The sequence below is a fragment of the Streptomyces sp. NPDC001700 genome (assembly GCF_053596435.1).
In genome coordinates, this window is record NZ_JBSFGE010000022.1 from 46,402 (window position 1) to 66,569 (window position 20,168).

Below are 20,168 nucleotides of genomic sequence, written 5' to 3' on the forward strand. Positions count from 1 at the left end.
TCGTCGCTCCTCGCGAATCGTCGTCAGGGGTGCAGGGCATCGGTCACAGCTCCCCGAGCTCGCCGTCGATGAAGTCGAACAGCTCGTCGGCGGTGGCCGTCTCCAGGCTGCGCGTGGTCTGCGCGGGCTCCGGCTCGGTGCGGAAGCGGCTCCACTTGGCGAGCAGTGTCTGAAGCCGCACGGTGACCTCCTCGTAGGCGGTGTCGTCCGGGGCGGCCTCGGCGAAGGTGTCCGGGGTGATCGTGGAGAGGGCTGACTCCATCCGGGCGAGCTCGGCGAGCAGCGGTGCCGTCGCCGTGGGCTCTTCCAGGTCCAGGTCGGCGAGGAGCTGGTCCGCGAGCCGGTGGGGGCTGGGATGGTCGAAGACCACGGTCGGGGTGAGCCGCAGCCCGGTGACCTGGTTGAGCCGGTTGCGCAGTTCGACGGCGGTCAGCGAGTCGAAGCCGAGTTCGCTGAAGGCCTGGTCGGGCTCGACGGCGTCCGCGGAGGTGTGTCCGAGGACGTCGGCGACCTGGCCGCGGACCACGTCGAGCAGTACCCGGGCACGGTCCTCGGCGGGTACGCCCAGCAGCCGGTCGCGCAACGCGGTGCCGTCCGTGTCGGCCTGTTCCTGTGGGGTGGGCCGGGCCCGGCCGCGGACCAGGTCGCGCAGCAGTGGCGGTACGGCGCCCGGGCCGCCCGGTGCACGGTCGAGGCGGGTCGGCACCAGCAGGGCCTCGTCCAGGGTGTCGGCGAGGTCCAGCAGGGCCAGGCCCTCCGGCGCGGACAGGCCGGTCATACCGGAGCGGGTCATACGGCGTATGTCGACGTCTCCGATGGTGTCGGCCATACCGCTGTTGACGCCGGTCTCGTCGGCCCACAGGCCCCAGGCGAGGGAGGTGGCCGCCAGCCCGAGGGCCCGGCGGTGGTGGGCCAGGGCGTCCAGGTAGGCGTTGGCCGCCGCGTAGTTGCCCTGGCCGGGGCCGCCGAAGACGCCGGCCGCGGAGGAGAAGAGGACGAACGCCGACAGCTCCAGGTCCCGGGTGAGGGTGTGGAGGTGCCAGGCGGCGTCCACCTTGGGGCGCAGCACCCGGTCCACCCGCTCGGGGGTGAGGGAGCCGATCACGCCGTCGTCGAGCACACCGGCGGCGTGTACCACGGCGGTCAGCGGATGCTCCTCGGGAATGCCGGCCAGCAGTGCGGCCAGCGCCTCCGGGTCGGCGGTGTCGCAGGCCGCGATCGTCACGCGGGCGCCCAGCTCGGTGAGTTCCGCCGCCAGTTCGGCGGCGCCGTCGGCGTTCGGGCCGCGCCTGCTGGTGAGCAGCAGGTCGCGGACGCCGTGGGCGGTGACCAGGTGGCGGGCGACCAGGCTGCCGAGGGCGCCGGTGCCGCCGGTGATCAGGACGGTGCCGTCGCGGCGGGCGGCGAGGCCGGTTTCGGTGCCGTCCGCCGGGGTGTGCGACCCGGCCTGGTCCGGCGGCGGGGCGGTGACCCGGGTGAGGCGGGCGGCGTGCGCGGTGCCGTCCCGCAGGGCGAGTTGGGGTTCGCCGGTCGCGACGGCGGCGGGCAGGGCTCGCCAGGAGGGTTCCCGGTCGTCGAGGTCGACGAGGACGAACCGGTCCGGGTTCTCGGTCTGTGCCGACCGGATGAGTCCCCACACGGCGGCTCCGGCGAGGTCCGGCACGCTGTCGCCGGGGTGGGCGGCGACCGCGCCGCGGGTCACCACGACCAGCCGGGCGGTGGCCAGGCGCGGGTCGGCGAGCCAGGACTGGGCGAGGTCCAGCGCGTCGTGCGCGGCGCTGTGCACCGTGTCCGGCTGCTGGGCCTCCCGCTCGTCCGCCTGTTGCGGTGTCCGTGCACCGCCGGCGCCTACCAGGATCACCTCCGGCACCGGGGCGCCCGCGCCGATGGCTTCGGCGAGCGCGGCCAGGTCGGGGTAGGCGCCGGGCGGGGTGCCCACGGCCTTGAGGTTCTCGGCGAGGCGCAGCTCGTCCGTACCGAGGACCGCCCAGGCGCCCGGCGTCACGGCGGGGAGGGCGGTCGGTTCGGGTACGGCCGCCCAGCCGAGCCGGAACAGGTTGTCGTGGTGCCTGGCGCGTGCACCCGCGAACGTCTCGGCCGTCACCGGGCGCAGCACCAGCGACTCAACCGAGGCGACGGGTGCGCCGGAGGCGTCGGCGACGGTGAGGGACACGGTGTCCGGGCCGGCCGGTGACAGCCGGACGCGCAGCGCTCCCGCGCCGGTCCTGTGCAGGGACACGCCGGCCCAGGAGAACGGCAGCCGGATGCTGTCCTGGTCGGTGAGGAGTCCGCCGGGGCCGATCGCGTGCAGGGCGGCGTCCAGCAGTGCCGGGTGCAGCCCGAAGTGTGCCGCGTCGGCGCTGGTCGGCTGGTCGAGGGCGACTTCGGCGAGTACGTCCGTACCGTCCTGCCAGACGGCCCGCAGGCCCTGGAACGCCGGGCCGTAGTCGACGCCGTCGACCGCCAGCCGCTCGTACAGGCCGTCCACGGGGACGGGCACGGCGCCGGCGGGCGGCCAGATTCCCGTCCCTGCGGGGGCGAGCGCGCCGTCTGCGGCGAGCAGACCGGTGGCGTGGCGGGTCCAGGGTTCGCCGGTCGCGGTGTCCTGGGTGCCCGCCGCGCGGGAGTGGACGGTCAGCGGGCGGCGGCCGGTGGGGTCGGTCTCGCCGACGGTCAGCCGGACCTGGACGGCGCCGTGTTCGGGCAGCACCAGCGGGGCTTCGATGGTGAGTTCGTCCAGCCGGTCGCAGCCCACGTGGTGTCCTGCGCGGACGGCCAGTTCGACGAAGGCGGTGCCGGGTACCAGCACCACTCCGGCGACGGCGTGGTCGGCGAGCCACGGGTGGGTGTCGAGTGACAGCCGTCCGGTGAAAAGCAGGCCGCCGGAGTCGGGCAGTTCCACGGTGGCGCCGAGCAGCGGATGGTCGGCGGCGGCCAGCCCGGCCGCGGTGACGTCACCGGCGGTCTGCCGGGGCAGCCGGGGCCAGTAGGACTGGTGCTGGAAGGCGTAGGTGGGCAGGGGCACCCGGCGGGCGTCCCTGCCCGCGAAGACCGGCTGCCAGTCGACGGGCAGGGCCGCGACATGCGCCTCGCCCAGGGAGGCGAGGAAGCGGTCCAGGCCGCCCTCCCGGCGGCGGATCGTGCCGATCACGGTCGCGTCGCCGTCGATCTGCTGGACCGCGATCGTCAGCATCGGGTGCGGGGAGCTCTCCAGGAACGTGCCGTACCCGTCCGCCAGGAGGCGGCGGACGACGGGCTCGAACAGCACCGTGCCGCGCATGTTGCGGTACCAGTACTCGGCGGTCAGCTCGGCGGTGTCGACGATCCCGCCGGTCACCGTCGAGTAGAACGGGATGTCCGTCGACCGGGCGGTCACCGGGGCGAGCTGTTGCAGCAGGGGTTCGCGCAGTGGCTCGACCTGCGGGCAGTGGCTGGGCACCGAGGCGGGGATGGACCGCACCCGGATGCCGTCCGCCTCGCATTCGGCGACCAGCTCGGCCAGCGCCTGCTCGTCTCCGGCGATGGTGACCGCCTTGGGGCCGTTGACACCGGCCACGGACAGGGCCCGGCCCCAGCGGGCGACGCGACGGTCCGCCTCCTCGCTGGAGATCATCACGGAGGCGACACCGCCCCGGCCTGCCAGGTTCTCGGCCAGCATGCGGCTGCGCAGCGCGACCACGCGGGCCGCGTCCGTCAAGGACAGCGCGCCCACGAAGCAGGCGGCGGCGATCTCGCCCTGCGAGTAGCCGACCACGGCCGAGGGCCGCACGCCGTGCGCGCGCCACAGTTCTGCCAGCGACACCATCACCGCGAACAGCACCGGCTGGACCACGTCCACCCGGTCGAGGTCCGGTGCCCCGGGCACGCCGCGCAGGACGTCCATCAGGGACCAGTCGAGGAACGGGGCGAACGCGGCGGCGCACTCCGCCATCCGCTCGGCGAACACCGGGGAGGCGTCGAGCAGTTCGAGCCCCATGCCCGGCCACTGGGTGCCCTGGCCGGGGAAGACGAACACCGGGCCGTTGCGGGTTCCGGCGCCGGGCCCGCCCCGGACCACGCCGAGCGGCTCCCGGCCGTCGGCGAGGGCGGCCAGCCGCTCCAGGAACTCGGCGGGTTCCGTGCCCACCACGACCGCGCGGTGGTCGAACACGGTACGCCCGGTGAGCAGCGAGTGGCCCACGTCCAGCGGGCGCAGCCGCGGGTTCCGCTCCAGGTGGGCCCGCAGCCGGGCGGCCTGGGCGCGTACTCCCGCAGCGGTCCTGGCCGACAGCGGCCAGGGCACGAGCGGTGCCGTGTCCTCGGCGGGCCCGTGGTCGGCGGGGTGCAGGGCCGCAGGGGCCGGTTCCTCCAGGATGATGTGGGCGTTGGTGCCGCTGACGCCGAAGGACGACACGGCCGCCCGGCGCGGCCGGTCCATGGCGGGCCAGTCGCGGGCCTCGGTGAGCAGCTCCACCGCCCCGGATTCCCAGTCGACCTGCGAGGTCGGCGCGCCGACGTGCAGGGTGCGCGGGAGCGCTCCGTGGCGCAGCGCCATCACCATCTTGATGATCCCGGCGGCGCCCGCGGCGGCCTGGGCGTGGCCGATGTTGGACTTGATGGAGCCGAGGTACAGCGGTTCGGCGTCCGCCTCGCGCCGCCCGTAGGTGGCGAGCAGCGCCTGTGCCTCGATGGGGTCGCCCAGCTTGGTGCCGGTGCCGTGCGCCTCCACGGCGTCGACGTCCGCCACGGACAGACCGGCGCTGTCCAGTGCCTGACGGATCACCCGCTGCTGGGCCGGTCCGTTCGGTGCGGTGAGCCCGTTGGACGCGCCGTCCTGGTTGACGGCGCTGCCGCGCACGATCGCCAGGACCGGGTGTCCGTTGCGGCGGGCGTCGGAGAGCCGCTCCACGAGCAGCATGCCGACGCCCTCGCCCCAGCCGGTGCCGTCGGCGTCGTCCGAGAAGGACTTGCTGCGCCCGTCCGGGGAGAGCGCGCGCTGCCGGGAGAATTCGACGAAGGTGCGCGGGGTGGACATGACGGTCACGCCACCGGCGAGGGCCATCGAGCACTCCCCCGACCGCAGCGCCTGCGCGGCCAGGTGCAGGGTGACCAGCGACGAGGAGCAGGCGGTGTCGATGGTGACCGCCGGGCCTTCGAGGCCGAGGGTGTACGACACCCGGCCGGAGGCGACGCTTCCGGAGCTTCCTGCGCCGCCGACGTCGCCTTCGGTGTCTTCGTCTGAGCCCTGTGCCAGGAGCACGCCGTAGTCGTGGTACATCACCCCGGCGAACACCCCGGTACGGCTGCCCTTGAGGGATGTCGGGTCGATGCCCGCGTGTTCGATGGCTTCCCACGAGGTTTCCAGCAGCAGCCGCTGGTGCGGGTCCATCATCAGGGCCTCGCGCGGGCTGATGCCGAAGAAGGCCGGGTCGAACTCGGCGGCGCCGTAGAGGAATCCGCCCTCGTTGGTGTACGAGGTGGCGGGGCGGGACAGCTCCGGGTCGTACAGCGACTCGACGTCCCAGCCTCGGTCGGCGGGGAAGACGTCCACGCCGTCGGCGCCGGTGGCCACCAGTTGCCACAGTTCGTCCGGGGAGGTCACCCCGCCCGGGTAGCGGCAGGCCATGCCGACGATCGCGATGGGCTCGTCGGCGGCCGGCGCGGCGCCGCTGGTGGGCGGCGCGGTCTCGGTCCGCGCGCCGACGAGTTCGTCGCGCAGCATTCGGGCCAGCGCCAGGGGCGTCGGGTAGTCGAAGACGAGGGTGGCGGGCAGGCGTACTCCGGCGGCCTTGGTGAGCCGGTTGCGCAGCTCCACCGCGGTCAGCGAGTCGAACCCCGCGTCCCGGAAGGCCTGTTCGGCTTCGACGGCGGCCGCCGATTCGTGGCCCAGTACCGCGGCCACCTGGGTGCGGACCAGTTCCAGCAGCCGGTGCTCCTGCTCCGCCGGGTCGAGTCCGGCGAGCCCCTGGGCCAGCGCCGAGCCGGTGGCGGACTCCTCCGCGGCGAGCCGCCGCCGGGCGGGCCCGCGCACCAGGCCCCGCAGCAGGGCGGGTACGTCGGCGGTTTCCGCGGCGGTGCCCGGGTCGCCGAGGCCGAGGTGCATGGGCACCAGGACGGGCTCGTCGACGGCGGCCGCGCGGTCGAACAGGGTGGTGCCCTGCCGGGCGGACAGCGGGTGCAGTCCCGAGCGGGCCATCCGCTGCCGGTCGCTGTCGGTCAGCGCGTCGGCCATGCCGCCGGTCTCGTCCCACGGTCCCCAGGCCAGGGACCGGCCGGGCAGGCCGGAGGCGGTACGGAGCTGGGCGAGCGCGTCCAGGAAGGCATTCGCCGCCGCGTAGTTGGCCTGTCCGGCGCCGCCCATGACGCCCGCCACGGACGAGAACAGCACGAAGGAGGTGAGGTGTGCGTCGCGGGTCAGCTCGTGCAGGTTCCACGCGCCGTCCACCTTGGGGCGCAGCACGGCCGCCATCCGCTGCGGGGTCAGCGCGCCGACCACTCCGTCGTCGGTGACACCTGCGGCGTGCACCACTGCGGTCAGCGGGTGCTCGGCGGGTATCCCGGCCAGCACCTGGGCCAGCGCCTCGCGGTCCGCCACGTCCACGGCGGCGACCCGTACGGAGGCGCCCAGCCCGGCCAGTTCGGCCACCAGCTCGGCCACGCCCGGCGCGGCCTCGCCGCGCCGGCTGGTCAGCAGCAGCCGGCGTACGCCGCGCTCGGTCACCAGATGCCGTGCGAGCACCGCGCCGAGGGCGCCCGTACCACCGGTCACCAGCACCGTGCCGTCGCTGTCGGCGGGGGCCGGGGCGGTGTCGGCGGGGGCCGTCACCCGGGCCAGCCTCGGCACCACGACCCTGCCCTCACGGACGGCCAGCTGGGGTTCGTCCCCATCGAGCGCCCCGCTCAGGGACCCGGTGGGGACGGCGTCCTCGCCCAGGTCGAGGAGAACGAGACGGCCGGGGTTCTCGGACTGTGCCGAGCGCACCAGGCCCCATACGGCCGCGCCCGCCAGGTCGGACAGTTGGTCCCCGACGGCGCCCCGGGTCACCAGGACCAGCCGCGAGGACGCGAACCGCTCCTCGGCCAGCCACGACTGGACCAGCGTCAGGGCGACGGCGGCGGCCTCGTGCACGCCACCGGCCGTGGCCTCGCCGCCGGTGACGCAGGCGAACACCACGTCGGGCACCGGCCTGTCGAGCGCGCCCAGATCCGGACGGACATCGAGACCGGGCCCGTCCGGATCGAACGCGGCGGCGAGACCGTACGCGTCGTCGCCCACGACGGCCCAGGAGCGGGCCGCGTCCTCCACCGGCTGCCGCCGCTCGGGCAGCGGCACCCACTCGACCCGGAACAGGGACTCCCGGCCACCGCCCCGGGCCGTCTCCAGCTGACCGGCCCGCACCGGGCGCAGGGACAGCGTGTCGACGCTCGCCACGGGGACACCGGCCCGGTCGGTGACCGTCAGGGCCACCGTGTCGGCGCCGACCCGGGACAGCCGTACCCGAACCGCCCGCGCGCCCTCGGCGTGCAGGCTCACACCCGACCAGGCGAAGGGCAGCCGGGCCTGGCCGGCCGCCTCGACCAGGTCGCCCAGCCCGACCGCGTGCAGCGCCGCGTCCAGCAGAGCCGGATGCAGCCCGAACTCACCGGCCGCGTCCGCGACCCCGTCGTCCAGGGCGACCTCGGCGAACACCTCGCCGGGTCGCGTCCACACCGCGCGCACGCCCTGGAACGCGGGCCCGTACTCCAGCCCCGCGGCGGCGAACGCGTCGTACAGTCCCTCGATCGCCACGGGAACGGCGTCCGCCGGTGGCCACACGCCCGGCTCGGCCGATGGCACCGGCCCGGCCGGCGCCAGCCGTCCACTGGCGTGCCGCGTCCAGGCCCGGCCCTCGTGACGGGAGTGGATGCTCAAGCCCCGGGCGCCGGAGCCATCCGGCCCACCGACAGCCAACTGCACCTGCACCGCGCCGCGTTCGGGCAGCAGCAGCGGCGCCTCGAGGGTCAGCTCCTCCAGACGGCCGCAGTCGACCTGGTCACCGGCCCGGATGGCCAGCTCCACGAAGGCGGTGCCGGGCAGCAGCACCGAGCCCATGACGGAGTGGTCCGCGAGCCACGGATGGGTGTCCAGCGACAGCCGGCCGGTGAACAGCAGCCCACCGGTGGCGGGCGTCTCCACGGCGGCACCCAGCAGCGGATGGTCCGCGGCGCTCAGGCCCGCCAGCTCGACGTTGCTCGCCAAGACCCCGGCCTCCAGCCAGTACCGCTGGTGCTGGAAGGCGTAGGCCGGCAGCTCCACCTGCCTGGCCCCCCGGCCCGCGAAGAGCGCCGCCCAGTCCACGGCGGCGCCCCCGACGTGTGCCCGCGCGACGGCCGAGGTCAGCGTGTGCGCCTCGGGGCGGTCGGCGCGGAGGGCGGGAACGAAGAGAGCGTCGGCGGTGTCCTGCCCCATCGCCGAGAGGACACCGTCCGGCCCCAGCTCGACCAGGGTGCGGATGCCCTGCTCGGCGAGCGTCCCGAGGCCGTCCGCGAAACGGACGGCCTCACGGACGTGCCGCACCCAGTACTCCGGGGCGCACAGCTCCTCGGCGGTGGCCGGACGACCGGTCACGTTCGAGACCACCGCGATACGCGGCGCGCTGTACGACAGCCCCTCCGCGACCCGGCGGAACTCCGCCAGCATCGGCTCCATGCGAGGCGAGTGGAAGGCGTGGGAGACCGTGAGCCGCTTGGTCTTACGGCCCTGCTGAGCGAAGTGCGCGGCGACCTCCAGTACCCCGGTTTCGTCACCCGAGATCACCACCGACTCGGGCCCGTTGACGGCAGCGATCGACACGGCGCCGGTCACCGTCTCGGCGACCTCGGCCTCGGTCGCCCGCACGGCCACCATCGCGCCGCCGGGCGGCAGCGCCCGCATCAGACGGCCGCGCGCGGCAACCAGCGTGCACGCGTCCTCAAGCGACCAGACACCCGCCACATGCGCGGCAGCCAGCTCACCGATCGAATGCCCCAGCAGAACGTCAGGCGTGACGCCCCACGACTCCAGCAGTCGGAAGAGGGACACCTCCAACGCGAACAGACCAGCCTGCGTGTAGACGGTCTCGTCCAGCGCGGCCGCGTCCCCGAAGACGACCTCCCGCAGCGGACGGTCCAGCTCCGCGTCGAACCGCGCACACACCGCGTCGAACGCCTCCGCGAACACCGGGAACGCCGCGTACAGCTCACGGCCCATCCCGGCCCGCTGCGAGCCCTGACCCGTGAACAGGAACCCGACGCGCCCGTCCTCACCGGCGACGCCCTCGAACAGCGTCGCCGAACTCCCCTCCTTGGCCAGCGCGTTCAGGGCGGCGAGAAGTTCGTCCCGGTCCGTGGCGACCACGGCGGCCCGGTGTTCCAGGGCCATCCGGGAGGTGGCCAGGGTCAGCGCCACGTCGAGCTGCCGCAGCTCGGGCCGGTCCACCAGGTGCGTGTGCAGGCGAGCGGCCTGGGCGCGCAGGGCCGTGGCGGTCTTGCCGGACAGGACCCAGGGGATCACCGGGGAGCTGACAGTGACCGTGTCCGGCTCGTCGGCGGGCTCGCTCGGCGGCGCCTGTTCCAGAACGACGTGGGCGTTGGTACCGCTGATACCGAAGGAGGAGACCCCGGCCCGCCGCGCGTGCCCGGTCTCCGGCCACTCCCGCGCCTCGGTCAGCAACTCCACGGCGCCCGCGGACCAGTCGACCTGGTGGGACGGCTCGTCCACGTGCAGGGTGCGCGGCAGCACACCGTGCCGCATCGCCATCACCATCTTGATCACACCGGCCACACCGGCGGCGGCCTGGGCGTGTCCGATGTTGGACTTCACCGAGCCCAGCCACAGCGGCTGTTCCCGCTCCTGGCCGTAGGTCGCGAGCAGCGCCTGCGCCTCGATCGGGTCGCCGAGGGTGGTTCCGGTGCCGTGTGCCTCGACGGCGTCGACATCGGCGGTCGTAAGCCGCGCGTTGGCGAGCGCCTGTCGGATCACCCGCTGCTGGGACGGGCCGTTCGGGGCCGTGAGGCCGTTGGACGCGCCGTCCTGGTTGACCGCGCTGCCCCGTACGACCGCCAGCACCCGGTGGCCGTTGCGCTCGGCGTCCGACAGCCGCTCGACCAGCACGACGCCGACGCCTTCGCCCCAGCCGGTGCCGTCGGCGGTGTCCGCGAAGGACTTGCACCGGCCGTCGGTGGCGAGGCCGCGCTGCCGGGAGAACTGGACGAAGGTACCCGCGGTCGGCATGACCGTGACACCGCCCGCGAGGGCGAGGGAGCACTCCCCCGAGCGCAGTGCCTGCACCGCCAGGTGCAGGGCGACGAGGGAGGAGGAGCAGGCGGTGTCGACGGTGACCGCCGGGCCCTCCAGACCGAAGGTGTACGCCACGCGGCCGGACACCACGCTGGCCGAGGCGCCGGTCATGGCGTAGCCCTCGACGCTCTCCGCGGCGGTGTCGAATCCGGCGCCGTATCCCTGGTAGCCGCATCCGGCGAACACTCCGGTCCGGCTGCCGCGCAGGCCGACGGCGTTGATCCCGGCATTCTCGAAGACCTCCCAGGAGGCCTCCAGCAGCAGCCGCTGCTGCGGGTCCATCGCCAGCGCCTCACGCGGGCTGATGCCGAACAGACCGGGGTCGAAGTCGCCCGCCTGGTAGAGGAAGCCGCCTTCGCGGACGTACGAGGCCCCGGGCCGGTCGGGGTCCGGGTCGTACAGCTTCTCCAGGTCCCAGCCACGGTCGGCGGGGAACTCCCCGATGCCGTCCATGCCGTCGGCGACCAGCCGCCACAGTTCCTCCGGGGAGGACACGCCGCCGGGGTAGCGGCAGGCCATGCCGACGATCGCGATCGGATCGTCGGTGGTCCCGACCGTGGCTGCGGGGGTGTCGGAGGCGGACTCCGCGCCCACGCCGCGCAGTTCGCGGCCCAGGTGTTCGGCCAGGACCGCCGCGGTGGGGAAGTCGTACACGAGTGTCGAGGGCAGGGTGAGCCCGGTCGCGGCATTCAGCCGGTTGCGGAACTCGACGGCGGTCAGCGAGTCGAAGCCCAGCTCCTTGAACGGGCGTTCGGCCGCCACATCGTCCGGCGAGGCGTGGCCCAGTACCCCCGCCACCTCGGTACGGACCAGTTCCAGCAGCGCCCGCCCGCGCTCCGCCTCGGAGAGGCCGCGCAGTCGGCGCGCGAGCGCGGAGTCCGCGAGGTCCACGTCGTGCGGGCGTTCCTCGTCCAGCACCGCTCGGACGGCCGGCAGGTCGCCGATGAGCGGGCGGGACCGGGCGACGGCGAAGCCGGGCAGGAACTGCTCCCACTCCACGTCGGCGATGGTCAGGGCGGTGTCGTCGGCGTCCATGGCCTGCTGGAGGGCGGCGATGGCCGACTCCGGCGCCAGCGGCAGCAGACCGCCCCGGCGCAGTTGTGCCTCACCCGTGGCGTCCGCTGCTGCCAGGCCGACCTCGGCCCAGGGCCCCCAGGCGAGCGCGGTCGCGGGCAGTCCGGCGTCCCGGCGCTGCTGGGCGAGGGCGTCGAGGTAGGCGTTGGCCGCGGCGTAGGCCCCCTGACCGCCGCTGCCCCAGATGCCGGAGACGGACGAGAACAGGACGAACGCGTCCAGGGGCGTGTCGAGGAGCAGTTCGTGCAGATGGCGGGCGCCGACGACCTTGCCGGTCACCACGCGCGTGAACTCCTCTGCGTCCATGTCGGCGAGCGGGGTGTACTGGCCGACGCCGGCGGCGTGCACCACCGCCCGGAGCGGCTGCTCCGGGGGCAGGGTCGCCAGCAGGTCCGCCAGCGCCTCCCGGTCCGCGATATCGCAGGCCGCCACCGTCACCTCGGCGCCGAGTCCGGTCAGCTCCTGGCGCAGTGCCTCGGCGCCGGGAGCCTCGAGGCCCCGGCGGCTGGTGAGGATGAGATGCTCGGCGCCGTTACGGGCGAGCCAGCGGGCGACCTCACCGCCCAGCGCGCCCGTACCGCCGGTCACCAGCACGGTGCCGCGCGGGCGCCACGGGGCGCTGTCCCCCGTACGGCGAGGAGCGTGGGCGAGCCGTCGGACGAACACGCCCGAGGCGCGCACCGCGATCTGGTCCTCGTCGCCGCTCCCGGCCAGTACCGCGAGCAGCCGCCGCAGCGCCTGCTCGTCGGCCGTCTCCGGTACGTCGACCAGACCGCCCCACCGGTCGGGGTGCTCCAGCCCCACCACCCGGCCAAGGCCCCAGGCCTGCGCCTGGGCGGGGCTCGCCAGCCGGTCGGACCGGCCCACCGACACCGCGCCCCGCGTCAGACACCACAGCGGTGCCGTGACCTCCGCGTCGCCGAGGGCCCGTACGAGTTCCAGGGTGGCCCACAGGCCCTCGGTCACTCCGGGGTGCTGAGAGCGAACGGTCTCGTCCAGCGCGAGGAAGGACAGCACTCCGTTGACGGGCCCCTCCTCCTCGGCCAGGTCGGACAGCCGCCGGGCCAGCCGCGCGCGGTTGTCCTTGTTCGCGCCGACGGTCAGGAGGACGGTCCGCGCCCCCCGTCCGTCCATCGCGGGCAGGACGGCCTCGGCCCATTCGTCGCCGTGCCGCCCCTCGGGCAGGACCACGAGCCAGGTCCCGGTCGGAGCGGCGGCGCCGCTCTCCGGCACCGGCTTCCACGTCACCCGGTAGCGCCACGAGTCGGCGACCGACTCCGTGTGGTGCCGCTTGCGCCAGGCCGACAGCACCGGCAGCGCCGCGCTCAGCGAATCACGCTCGGCCGCACCGACCCGCAAGGTCTCGGCGACTCGCGCCACATCGGCCCGCTCCACGGCCTCCCAGAACGCCCGGTCCACCGGATCGGCCCTGTCCGTGGCCCCGACCGGTTCCGACACCGTCCAGTAGCGCTCCCGCTGGAAGGCATACGTCGGCAACTCCACCGGGCGAGTGCCCCAGCCCGCGAAGAACGCCGCCCAGTCGACAGTGGCTCCGCGGACGTGGGCCTGGGTGACAGCCGTGGTCACGGTCTGCGCCTCGGGCCGGTCGGCACGGAGGGTGGTCACGAAGAGGGCGTCGGTGCTGTCCTGACCCATCGCGGAGAGCACACCGTCCGGGCCCAGCTCGATCAGGGTCCGTACACCCTGCTCGTCCAGGGCCTTGACCCCCTCCGCGAAGCGCACCGCCTCACGGACGTGCCGCACCCAGTAGCCCGGGTCGCACAACTCTTCGGCGGTCGCGAGCTGTCCGGTCACATTCGAGACGACCGCGATACGCGGCGCCTCATACGACAGGCCTTCCGCGACCCTGCGGAACTCCGCCAGCGTCGGCTCCATACGCGGCGAATGGAAAGCATGCGAAACCGTGAGCCGCTTGGTCTTACGGCCCTGCTGAGCGAACCGCTCGGCTATCTCCTGTACGGCGTCCTCGTCGCCGGAAACAACGACGGAGGTGGGTCCGTTGACGGCGGCGATCGAGATCGTGTCCAGGCCGGTCAGGGCCTCGGCGACCTCGGCCTCGCTCGCCTGCACCGCCACCATCGCACCGCCCTCGGGCAGCGCCTGCATCAAACGCCCGCGCGCCGCCACCAGCGTGCACGCGTCCTCCAGCGACCACACACCCGCCACATACGCGGCGGCCAGCTCACCGATGGAGTGTCCGAGCAGGACATCCGGTGCCAGACCCCACGATTCCAGAAGCCGGAACAGCGCCACTTCGAGAGCGAACAAACCCGCCTGCGCATAGACGGTCCGGTCCAGCGCGACCGCGTCCTCGAAGACGACCTCCCGCAGCGGGCGGTCCAACTCCGCGTCAAACCGTGCGCATACGGCGTCGAATGCCTCCGCGAACACCGGGAACGCCGCATACAGCTCGCGGCCCATACCGACCCGCTGCGAGCCCTGACCGGTGAACAAGAATCCGACCCTGCCACCGTCTCCGGCCGACCCGCGCACGAGCCCCGGCAGGCGCTCACCCTCGGCCAAAGCCGCCAGTACGGCCAGGAATTCGTCCCGGTCTCCGGCCACGAGTCCGGCACGGTCCTCCAGCGCCGCTCGCGAGGTGGCCAGCGCGTGGCCGACATCGACGAGGGAGGACTCGGGGTGCGCTTCCAGCCAGTCCCTCAGTCGCCGTGCCTGGCCGCGCAGGGCGGCTTCGGTGCGTCCGGACAGCACCCAGGGCACGACCGGCGATGCCACGACCGGTGTCCGCGGCGTGGTCGTCGGGGTGTCGGGGGCCTGCTCGATGATGGTGTGGACGTTGGTGCCGCTGATGCCGAAGGAGGACACGGCGGCCCGACGCGGTCGCCCCGACTCCGGCCACTCCCGCGCCTCGGTCAGCAGCTCCACCGCGCCCTCGGACCAGTCCACCTGCTGCGACGGCTGATCCACATGCAGGGTCCGCGGCAGCACACCGTGCCGCATCGCCATCACCATCTTGACCACACCGGCCACACCGGCAGCCGCCTGGGTATGCCCGATGTTCGACTTCACCGAACCCAGCCACAGGGGCTGTTCGCGGTCCTGCCCGTAGGTGGCGAGGAGGGCCTGCGCTTCGATCGGGTCGCCCAACGTCGTCCCCGTACCGTGCGCCTCCACCGCGTCCACCTCGGCCGCCGTCAGCCGCGCGTTCGCCAGCGCCTGACGGATCACCCGCTGCTGCGACGGACCATTCGGCGCCGTCAACCCATTCGACGCACCGTCCTGATTCACCGCACTGCCGCGCACCACCGCCAACACCCGGTGACCGTTGCGCTCCGCGTCCGACAGCCGCTCCACCAGCAGCACACCGACGCCCTCGCCCCAGCCGGTGCCGTCCGCCGCGTCCGCGAAGGACTTGCAGCGACCGTCGGCGGCGAGCCCGCGCTGCCGGGAGAACTCCACGAACGTACTGGCGGTCGGCATCACGGAGACGCCACCGGCCAGCGCGAGCGAGCACTCCCCCGAGCGCAACGCCTGCGCGGCGAGATGCAGGGCGACGAGGGAAGACGAGCAGGCGGTGTCGACGGTCACCGCCGGGCCCTCCAGACCGAGGGCGTAGGCGATACGGCCGGAGGCGACGCTGGTGGAGATGTCGGTGAGGGAGTATTCGGCCGGGTCGTCGCCCTGGCCGCCGCCGACGCCGTAGCCCTGGTAGCTGGAGCCGACGAACACTCCGCAGGGGTGGCCCCGGAGTGCGGTCGGGTCGATGCCCGCCCGCTCCACGGCCTCCCAGGAGGCCTCGAGGAGGAGTCGCTGCTGCGGGTCCATCGTGAGGGCCTCACGCGGCGAGATGCCGAACATCCCGGCGTCGAAGTGGCCGGCGTCGTAGAGGAATCCGCCTTCTCGGGTGTACGAGGTCCCGGGGTGCTCGGGGTCGGGGTGGTAGACCGCGTCCGGGTCCCAGCCACGGTCGGTGGGGAACTCCCCGATGCCGTCACCGTCGGCGGCCACCAGCCGCCACAGTTCCTCCGGCGACGAGACACCTCCGGGGTAGCGGCAGGCCATGCCGACGATCGCGATCGGATCGTCGGTGGGCGCGGTGCTCGCGGGGAGCGCCGTGTGGACCCGGCCCGCGGCGCCGACCAGTGCGTCGCGGAGGTGTCCGGCCAGGTCGACGGGGGTGGGGTGGTCGAAGACGAGGGTGGCCGGGAGGACCAGCCCGGTGCGGGTGTTGAGCCGGTTGCGGAGTTCCACCGCGGTGAGCGAGTCGAAGCCGAGTTCCCGGAAGGCACGGCCCGCTTCCACCACGTCCTGGGAGGCGTGGCCCAGTACGGCGGCGGTCTCGGTGCGTACCAGGTCCAGGAGCAGGCGCTGCTGCTCGGCTTCGGAGAGCGCGGCGAGGCGGCGCGGCAGTTCCGCGTCGGCGTCGTCGTCGGGCGCCTCGGTGACCAGGGCGCTGCGCACCTCGGGCAGGTCGCCGAGGAGCGGGCTGGGGCGTACGGCGGTGAAGCCCGCGACGAAGCGGTCCCAGTCGACGTCGGCGACGGACACGGCCACGTCGTCGTGCTCGACGGCCTGCCGGAGTGCGACGACGCCCAGTTCGGGGGCGAGCGGGCTCAGGCCGCGGCGGCGCAGATGCCCCTCGGCCTCGCCGTCGGCCATACCGCCGCCGCTCCACGGGCCCCAGGCCACCGAGGTGGCGGCCAGTCCCCGGTCGCGGCGCTGTTCGGCGAGGGCGTCGAGGTAGGCGTTGGCGGCCGCGTAGGCGCCCTGGCCGCCGCTGCCCCAGACGGCGGAGATGGAGGAGTAGAGGACGAAGGCGTCCAGAGGGGTGTCGCCCAGCAGTTCGTCCAGGTCGCGGGCTCCGGCCACCTTGGCGCGCAGCACGTCGGCGAGTTCGGCCGGGGCGGTGTCGGCGACGGGCGTGAACTGGCCGGCGCCCGCGGCGTGCAGCACCGCGCTGAGCGGCGTCTCGGCGGGTATCTCGGCGAGCAGCCTGGCCAGTGCGTCCCGGTCGGCCATGTCACAGGCCGCGACGGTGACCGTCGCGCCCAGCTCGGTCAGTTCCCGGCGCAGTTCCTCGGCGCCGGGAGCGTCAAGACCCCGGCGGCTGGTGAGGATCAGGTGCTCGGCACCGTTGCGGGCGAGCCAGCGGGCGGCTTCGGCACCCAGAGCGCCGGTGCCGCCGGTGACCAGGACGGTGCCGCGCGGGCGCCAGGGGGTGACCGGCGACTCGGATCGGGGAGCGCGGGCAAGTCGTCGTACGAACGCTCCGGAGGCGCGCACCGCGATCTGGTCTTCGGTACCGTCCTCGGCCAGCACGCGCAGCACCCGGGCCAGCGAGCGGTCGTCCAGGGTTTCGGGCAGGTCGAGCAGTCCGCCCCATCGGTCGGAGTGCTCCAGGGCCACGGTCCGGCCGAGCCCCCAGGTCTGCGCCTGTGCCGGGCTCGCCGGGCGGTCGGACCGGCCGACCGAGACGGCGCCCCGGGTCAGACACCACAGCGGCGCCGCGATGTCCGCTTCTCCGAGGGCCCGCACCAGTTCGAGCGTGGCGGCGAGTCCGGAGGTCACCTCGGGGTGCTCCCGGAGCGGGGTCTCGTCCAGCGCGAGGAAGGACAGCACACCGGCGACCGGCGCCGAGTCGGCGACCGCGTCCCGCAGTCGGGGCAGCAGCGCGGCCACGGTGCAGTCGGCCGCGTCGACCTCGACGGTGACCGGCTCGGCGTCGGAGCCGACGAGCGCGTCGAGAACCGCGGCAGCCCCCGCCGACCGGCCCTGTGGCAGCAGTACGATCCAACGGCCCGTCAGCGGCCGCCCCGGCTCGGTGGCATGCGACACCGGCTTCCAGGCGATCCGGTAGCGCCATGAGTCCACCGCGGACTGCGTGCGGTGCCGTGTGCGCCACGAGGCCAGCATCGGAAGCACCGTGCCAAGCGAGGACCGCTCCTCCTCGCCGACCTCCAGCGTGCCCGCGAACGCCGCCACGTCCCCGCGCTCCACGGCCTCCCAGAAAGCGGCGTCCACCGGGTCGGCGGAACCGGCGCCCTCGCTGATCTCGGGCCAGTAACGCTCGCGCTGGAAGGCGTAGGTGGGCAGGTCGACCGTCCTGGCGCCGCGCCCGGCGAAGAACGCCGCCCAGTCGACGGCGACTCCCTCGACGTGGACTCGGGCGACAGCGGTGGTCAGGGCCTGGGTTTCGGGCCGGTCGGCGCGGAGGGTGGGCACGAAGAGGGCGTCGGTGCTGTCCTGGCCCATCGCGGAGAGCACACCGTCCGGGCCCAGCTCGATGAGCGTCCGTATGCCCTGTTCGGCCAGCGCTCGCATTCCGTCCGCGAAACGCACCGCCTCACGGACGTGCCGCACCCAGTACTCCGGGCTGCACAGCTCGTCGGCGGTGGCCGGACGACCGGTCACATTCGAGACGACCGCGATACGCGGCGCCTCGTACGACAGCCCCTCCGCGACCCTGCGGAACTCCGCCAGCATCGGCTCCATGCGTGGCGAATGGAAAGCGTGCGAGACCACCAGACGCTTGGTCTTACGGCCCTGCTGAGCGAACCGCTCCGCGATCTCCAGTACGACGTCCTCGTCACCGGACACCACAACGGACGCGGGCCCGTTGACGGCAGCGATCGACACCGTGTCCAGACCCGTCAGGGCCTCGGCGACCTCGGCCTCGCTCGCCTGCACCGCCACCATCGCACCACCAGCGGGCAGCGCCTGCATCAACCGACCACGCGCCGCCACCAGCGCACACGCGTCCTCCAGCGACCACACACCCGCCACATACGCGGCGGCCAACTCACCGATCGAGTGGCCCAGCAGTACATCCGGCGTGACGCCCCAGGACTCCAGAAGCCGGAACAACGCCACTTCCACAACGAACAGTGCCGCCTGCGTGTAAACCGTCTGGTCCAGAGCGGCCGCGTCCTCGAAGACGACCTCCCGCAGCGACCGGTCCAACTCCGCGTCAAACCGCGCACACACCGCGTCGAACGCCGCCGCGAACACCGGGAACGCCGCATACAGCTCCCGGCCCATGCCGACCCGCTGCGAGCCCTGACCCGTGAACAGGTACCCGACCCGACCAGCCTCACCGGCCGAGCCTCGTACGAGCCCCGGCGCGCCCTCGGCCAACGCGGCCAGCCCAGCCAGGAGTTCGTCCCGGTCCCCCGAGACGACGGCAGCCCGGTGTTCCAGGGCCGACCGGGAGGTAGCCAGGGAAAAGCCTGTGTCGACGGGTCGCAGGTCCGGTGTGTCCAGTAGGCGGGTGTGCAGGCGGGCGGCCTGGGCGCGCAGGGCGGTGTCGGTTCGGCCGGAGAGCAGCAGGGGTACCGTCGGCGAGTCGACCGTCACGGTCTCCGGTTCACCGGCCGGTTCCTCCTGGGGTTCTTCCTCCAGCACTACGTGGGCGTTGGTGCCGCTGATGCCGAAGGAGGAGACGCCCGCGCGGCGGGGTCGCCCGCTCTCCGGCCACTCCCGCGCCCCGGTCAGCAGCTCCACAGCGCCCTCGGACCAGTCCACCTGCGCGGTGCGCTCTGCGGCGTGCAGGGTCTGTGGCAGTACGCCCTGCCGCATCGCCATGACCATCTTGATCACACCAGCCACACCCGCGGCGGCCTGCGTGTGCCCGATGTTCGACTTGACGGACCCCAGCCACAGAGGCTGTTCGCGTTCCTGCCCGTAGGTGGCGAGGAGCGCCTGCGCCTCGATCGGGTCGCCCAACGTCGTCCCCGTACCGTGCGCCTCCACCGCGTCCACTTCGCCCGCCGTCAGCCGCGCGTTCGCCAGTGCCTGACGGATCACCCGCTGCTGGGACGGGCCGTTCGGCGCCGTCAACCCATTCGACGCACCGTCCTGGTTCACCGCGGTGCCGCGTACGACCGCCAGCACCGGATGACCGTTGCGACGGGCGTCCGACAACCGCTCCACCAGCAGTACGCCCACACCCTCGGCCATGCCCATACCGTCCGCGTCCGCCGAGAACGCCTTGGAACGGCCGTCGGCGGCGACGCCACGCTGGCGGGAGAACTCCACCAGCGGGCCAGGGGTCGCCATGACCGTGACGCCGCCCGCGAGGGCGAGGGTGCAGTCGCCCTTGCGCAGGGCGTGGGCGGCGAGGTGGAGGGCGACGAGGGAGGACGAGCAGGCGGTGTCGACCGTCACCGCCGGGCCTTCAAGGCCCAGGGTGTAGGCGACGCGACCGGAGAGGACGCTGCCGGAGTTGCCGGTGCCGACATAGCCTTCGGCCTCGCCGGGGGCGGTGCCGAAGAGGGCCGCGTAGTCCTGGCCGCTGATGCCCGCGAAGACGGCGGTTTTGCTGCCCTTGACGGAGGCCGGGTCGATGCCCGCCCGTTCCAGGGCTTCCCAGGAGGTCTCCAGCAGCAGCCGCTGCTGCGGGTCCATGGCCAGGGCCTCGCGCGGGGATATGCCGAAGAATCCGGCGTCGAACTCGGCGGCCTCGTGCAGGAATCCGCCGCCGCGGACGTAGGACCTGCCCATGGCGTCGGGGTCCGGGTCGTACAGGCTCTCCAGGTCCCAGCCGCGGTCGGCGGGCAGGGGCGTGATGGCGTCGGTGCCGGATGCGAGGAGCCGCCACAGTTCCTCGGGGGAGCTGACACCTCCGGGGAAGCGGCAGCTCATCGCCACGATCGCGATCGGCTCCTGCTCCTTGTCGGTGACCTCCCGCAGGCGGTCGTGCGCCTCGTCGAGTTCGGCGGTCACTCGGCGGAGATATGTGCGAAGTTTGTCTTCATTCGCCATGGGAGCAGCATCCATTCAGACTTGCGGGAAAACGGCGGGCACGTGGCAGGGCGGG

Annotated in this window: 1 protein-coding gene; it reads right to left on the reverse strand. The window is 73.8% G+C overall.

The window, feature by feature from the left end:
- Positions 1-43: 43 nt before the first annotated feature.
- Complete coding sequence (locus ACWC5C_RS32185; RefSeq protein ID WP_450881193.1) at positions 44-20,074, reverse strand: type I polyketide synthase; 20,031 nt, start codon at positions 20,072-20,074, stop codon at positions 44-46.
- Between the last annotated feature and the right edge of the window lie 94 nt (positions 20,075-20,168).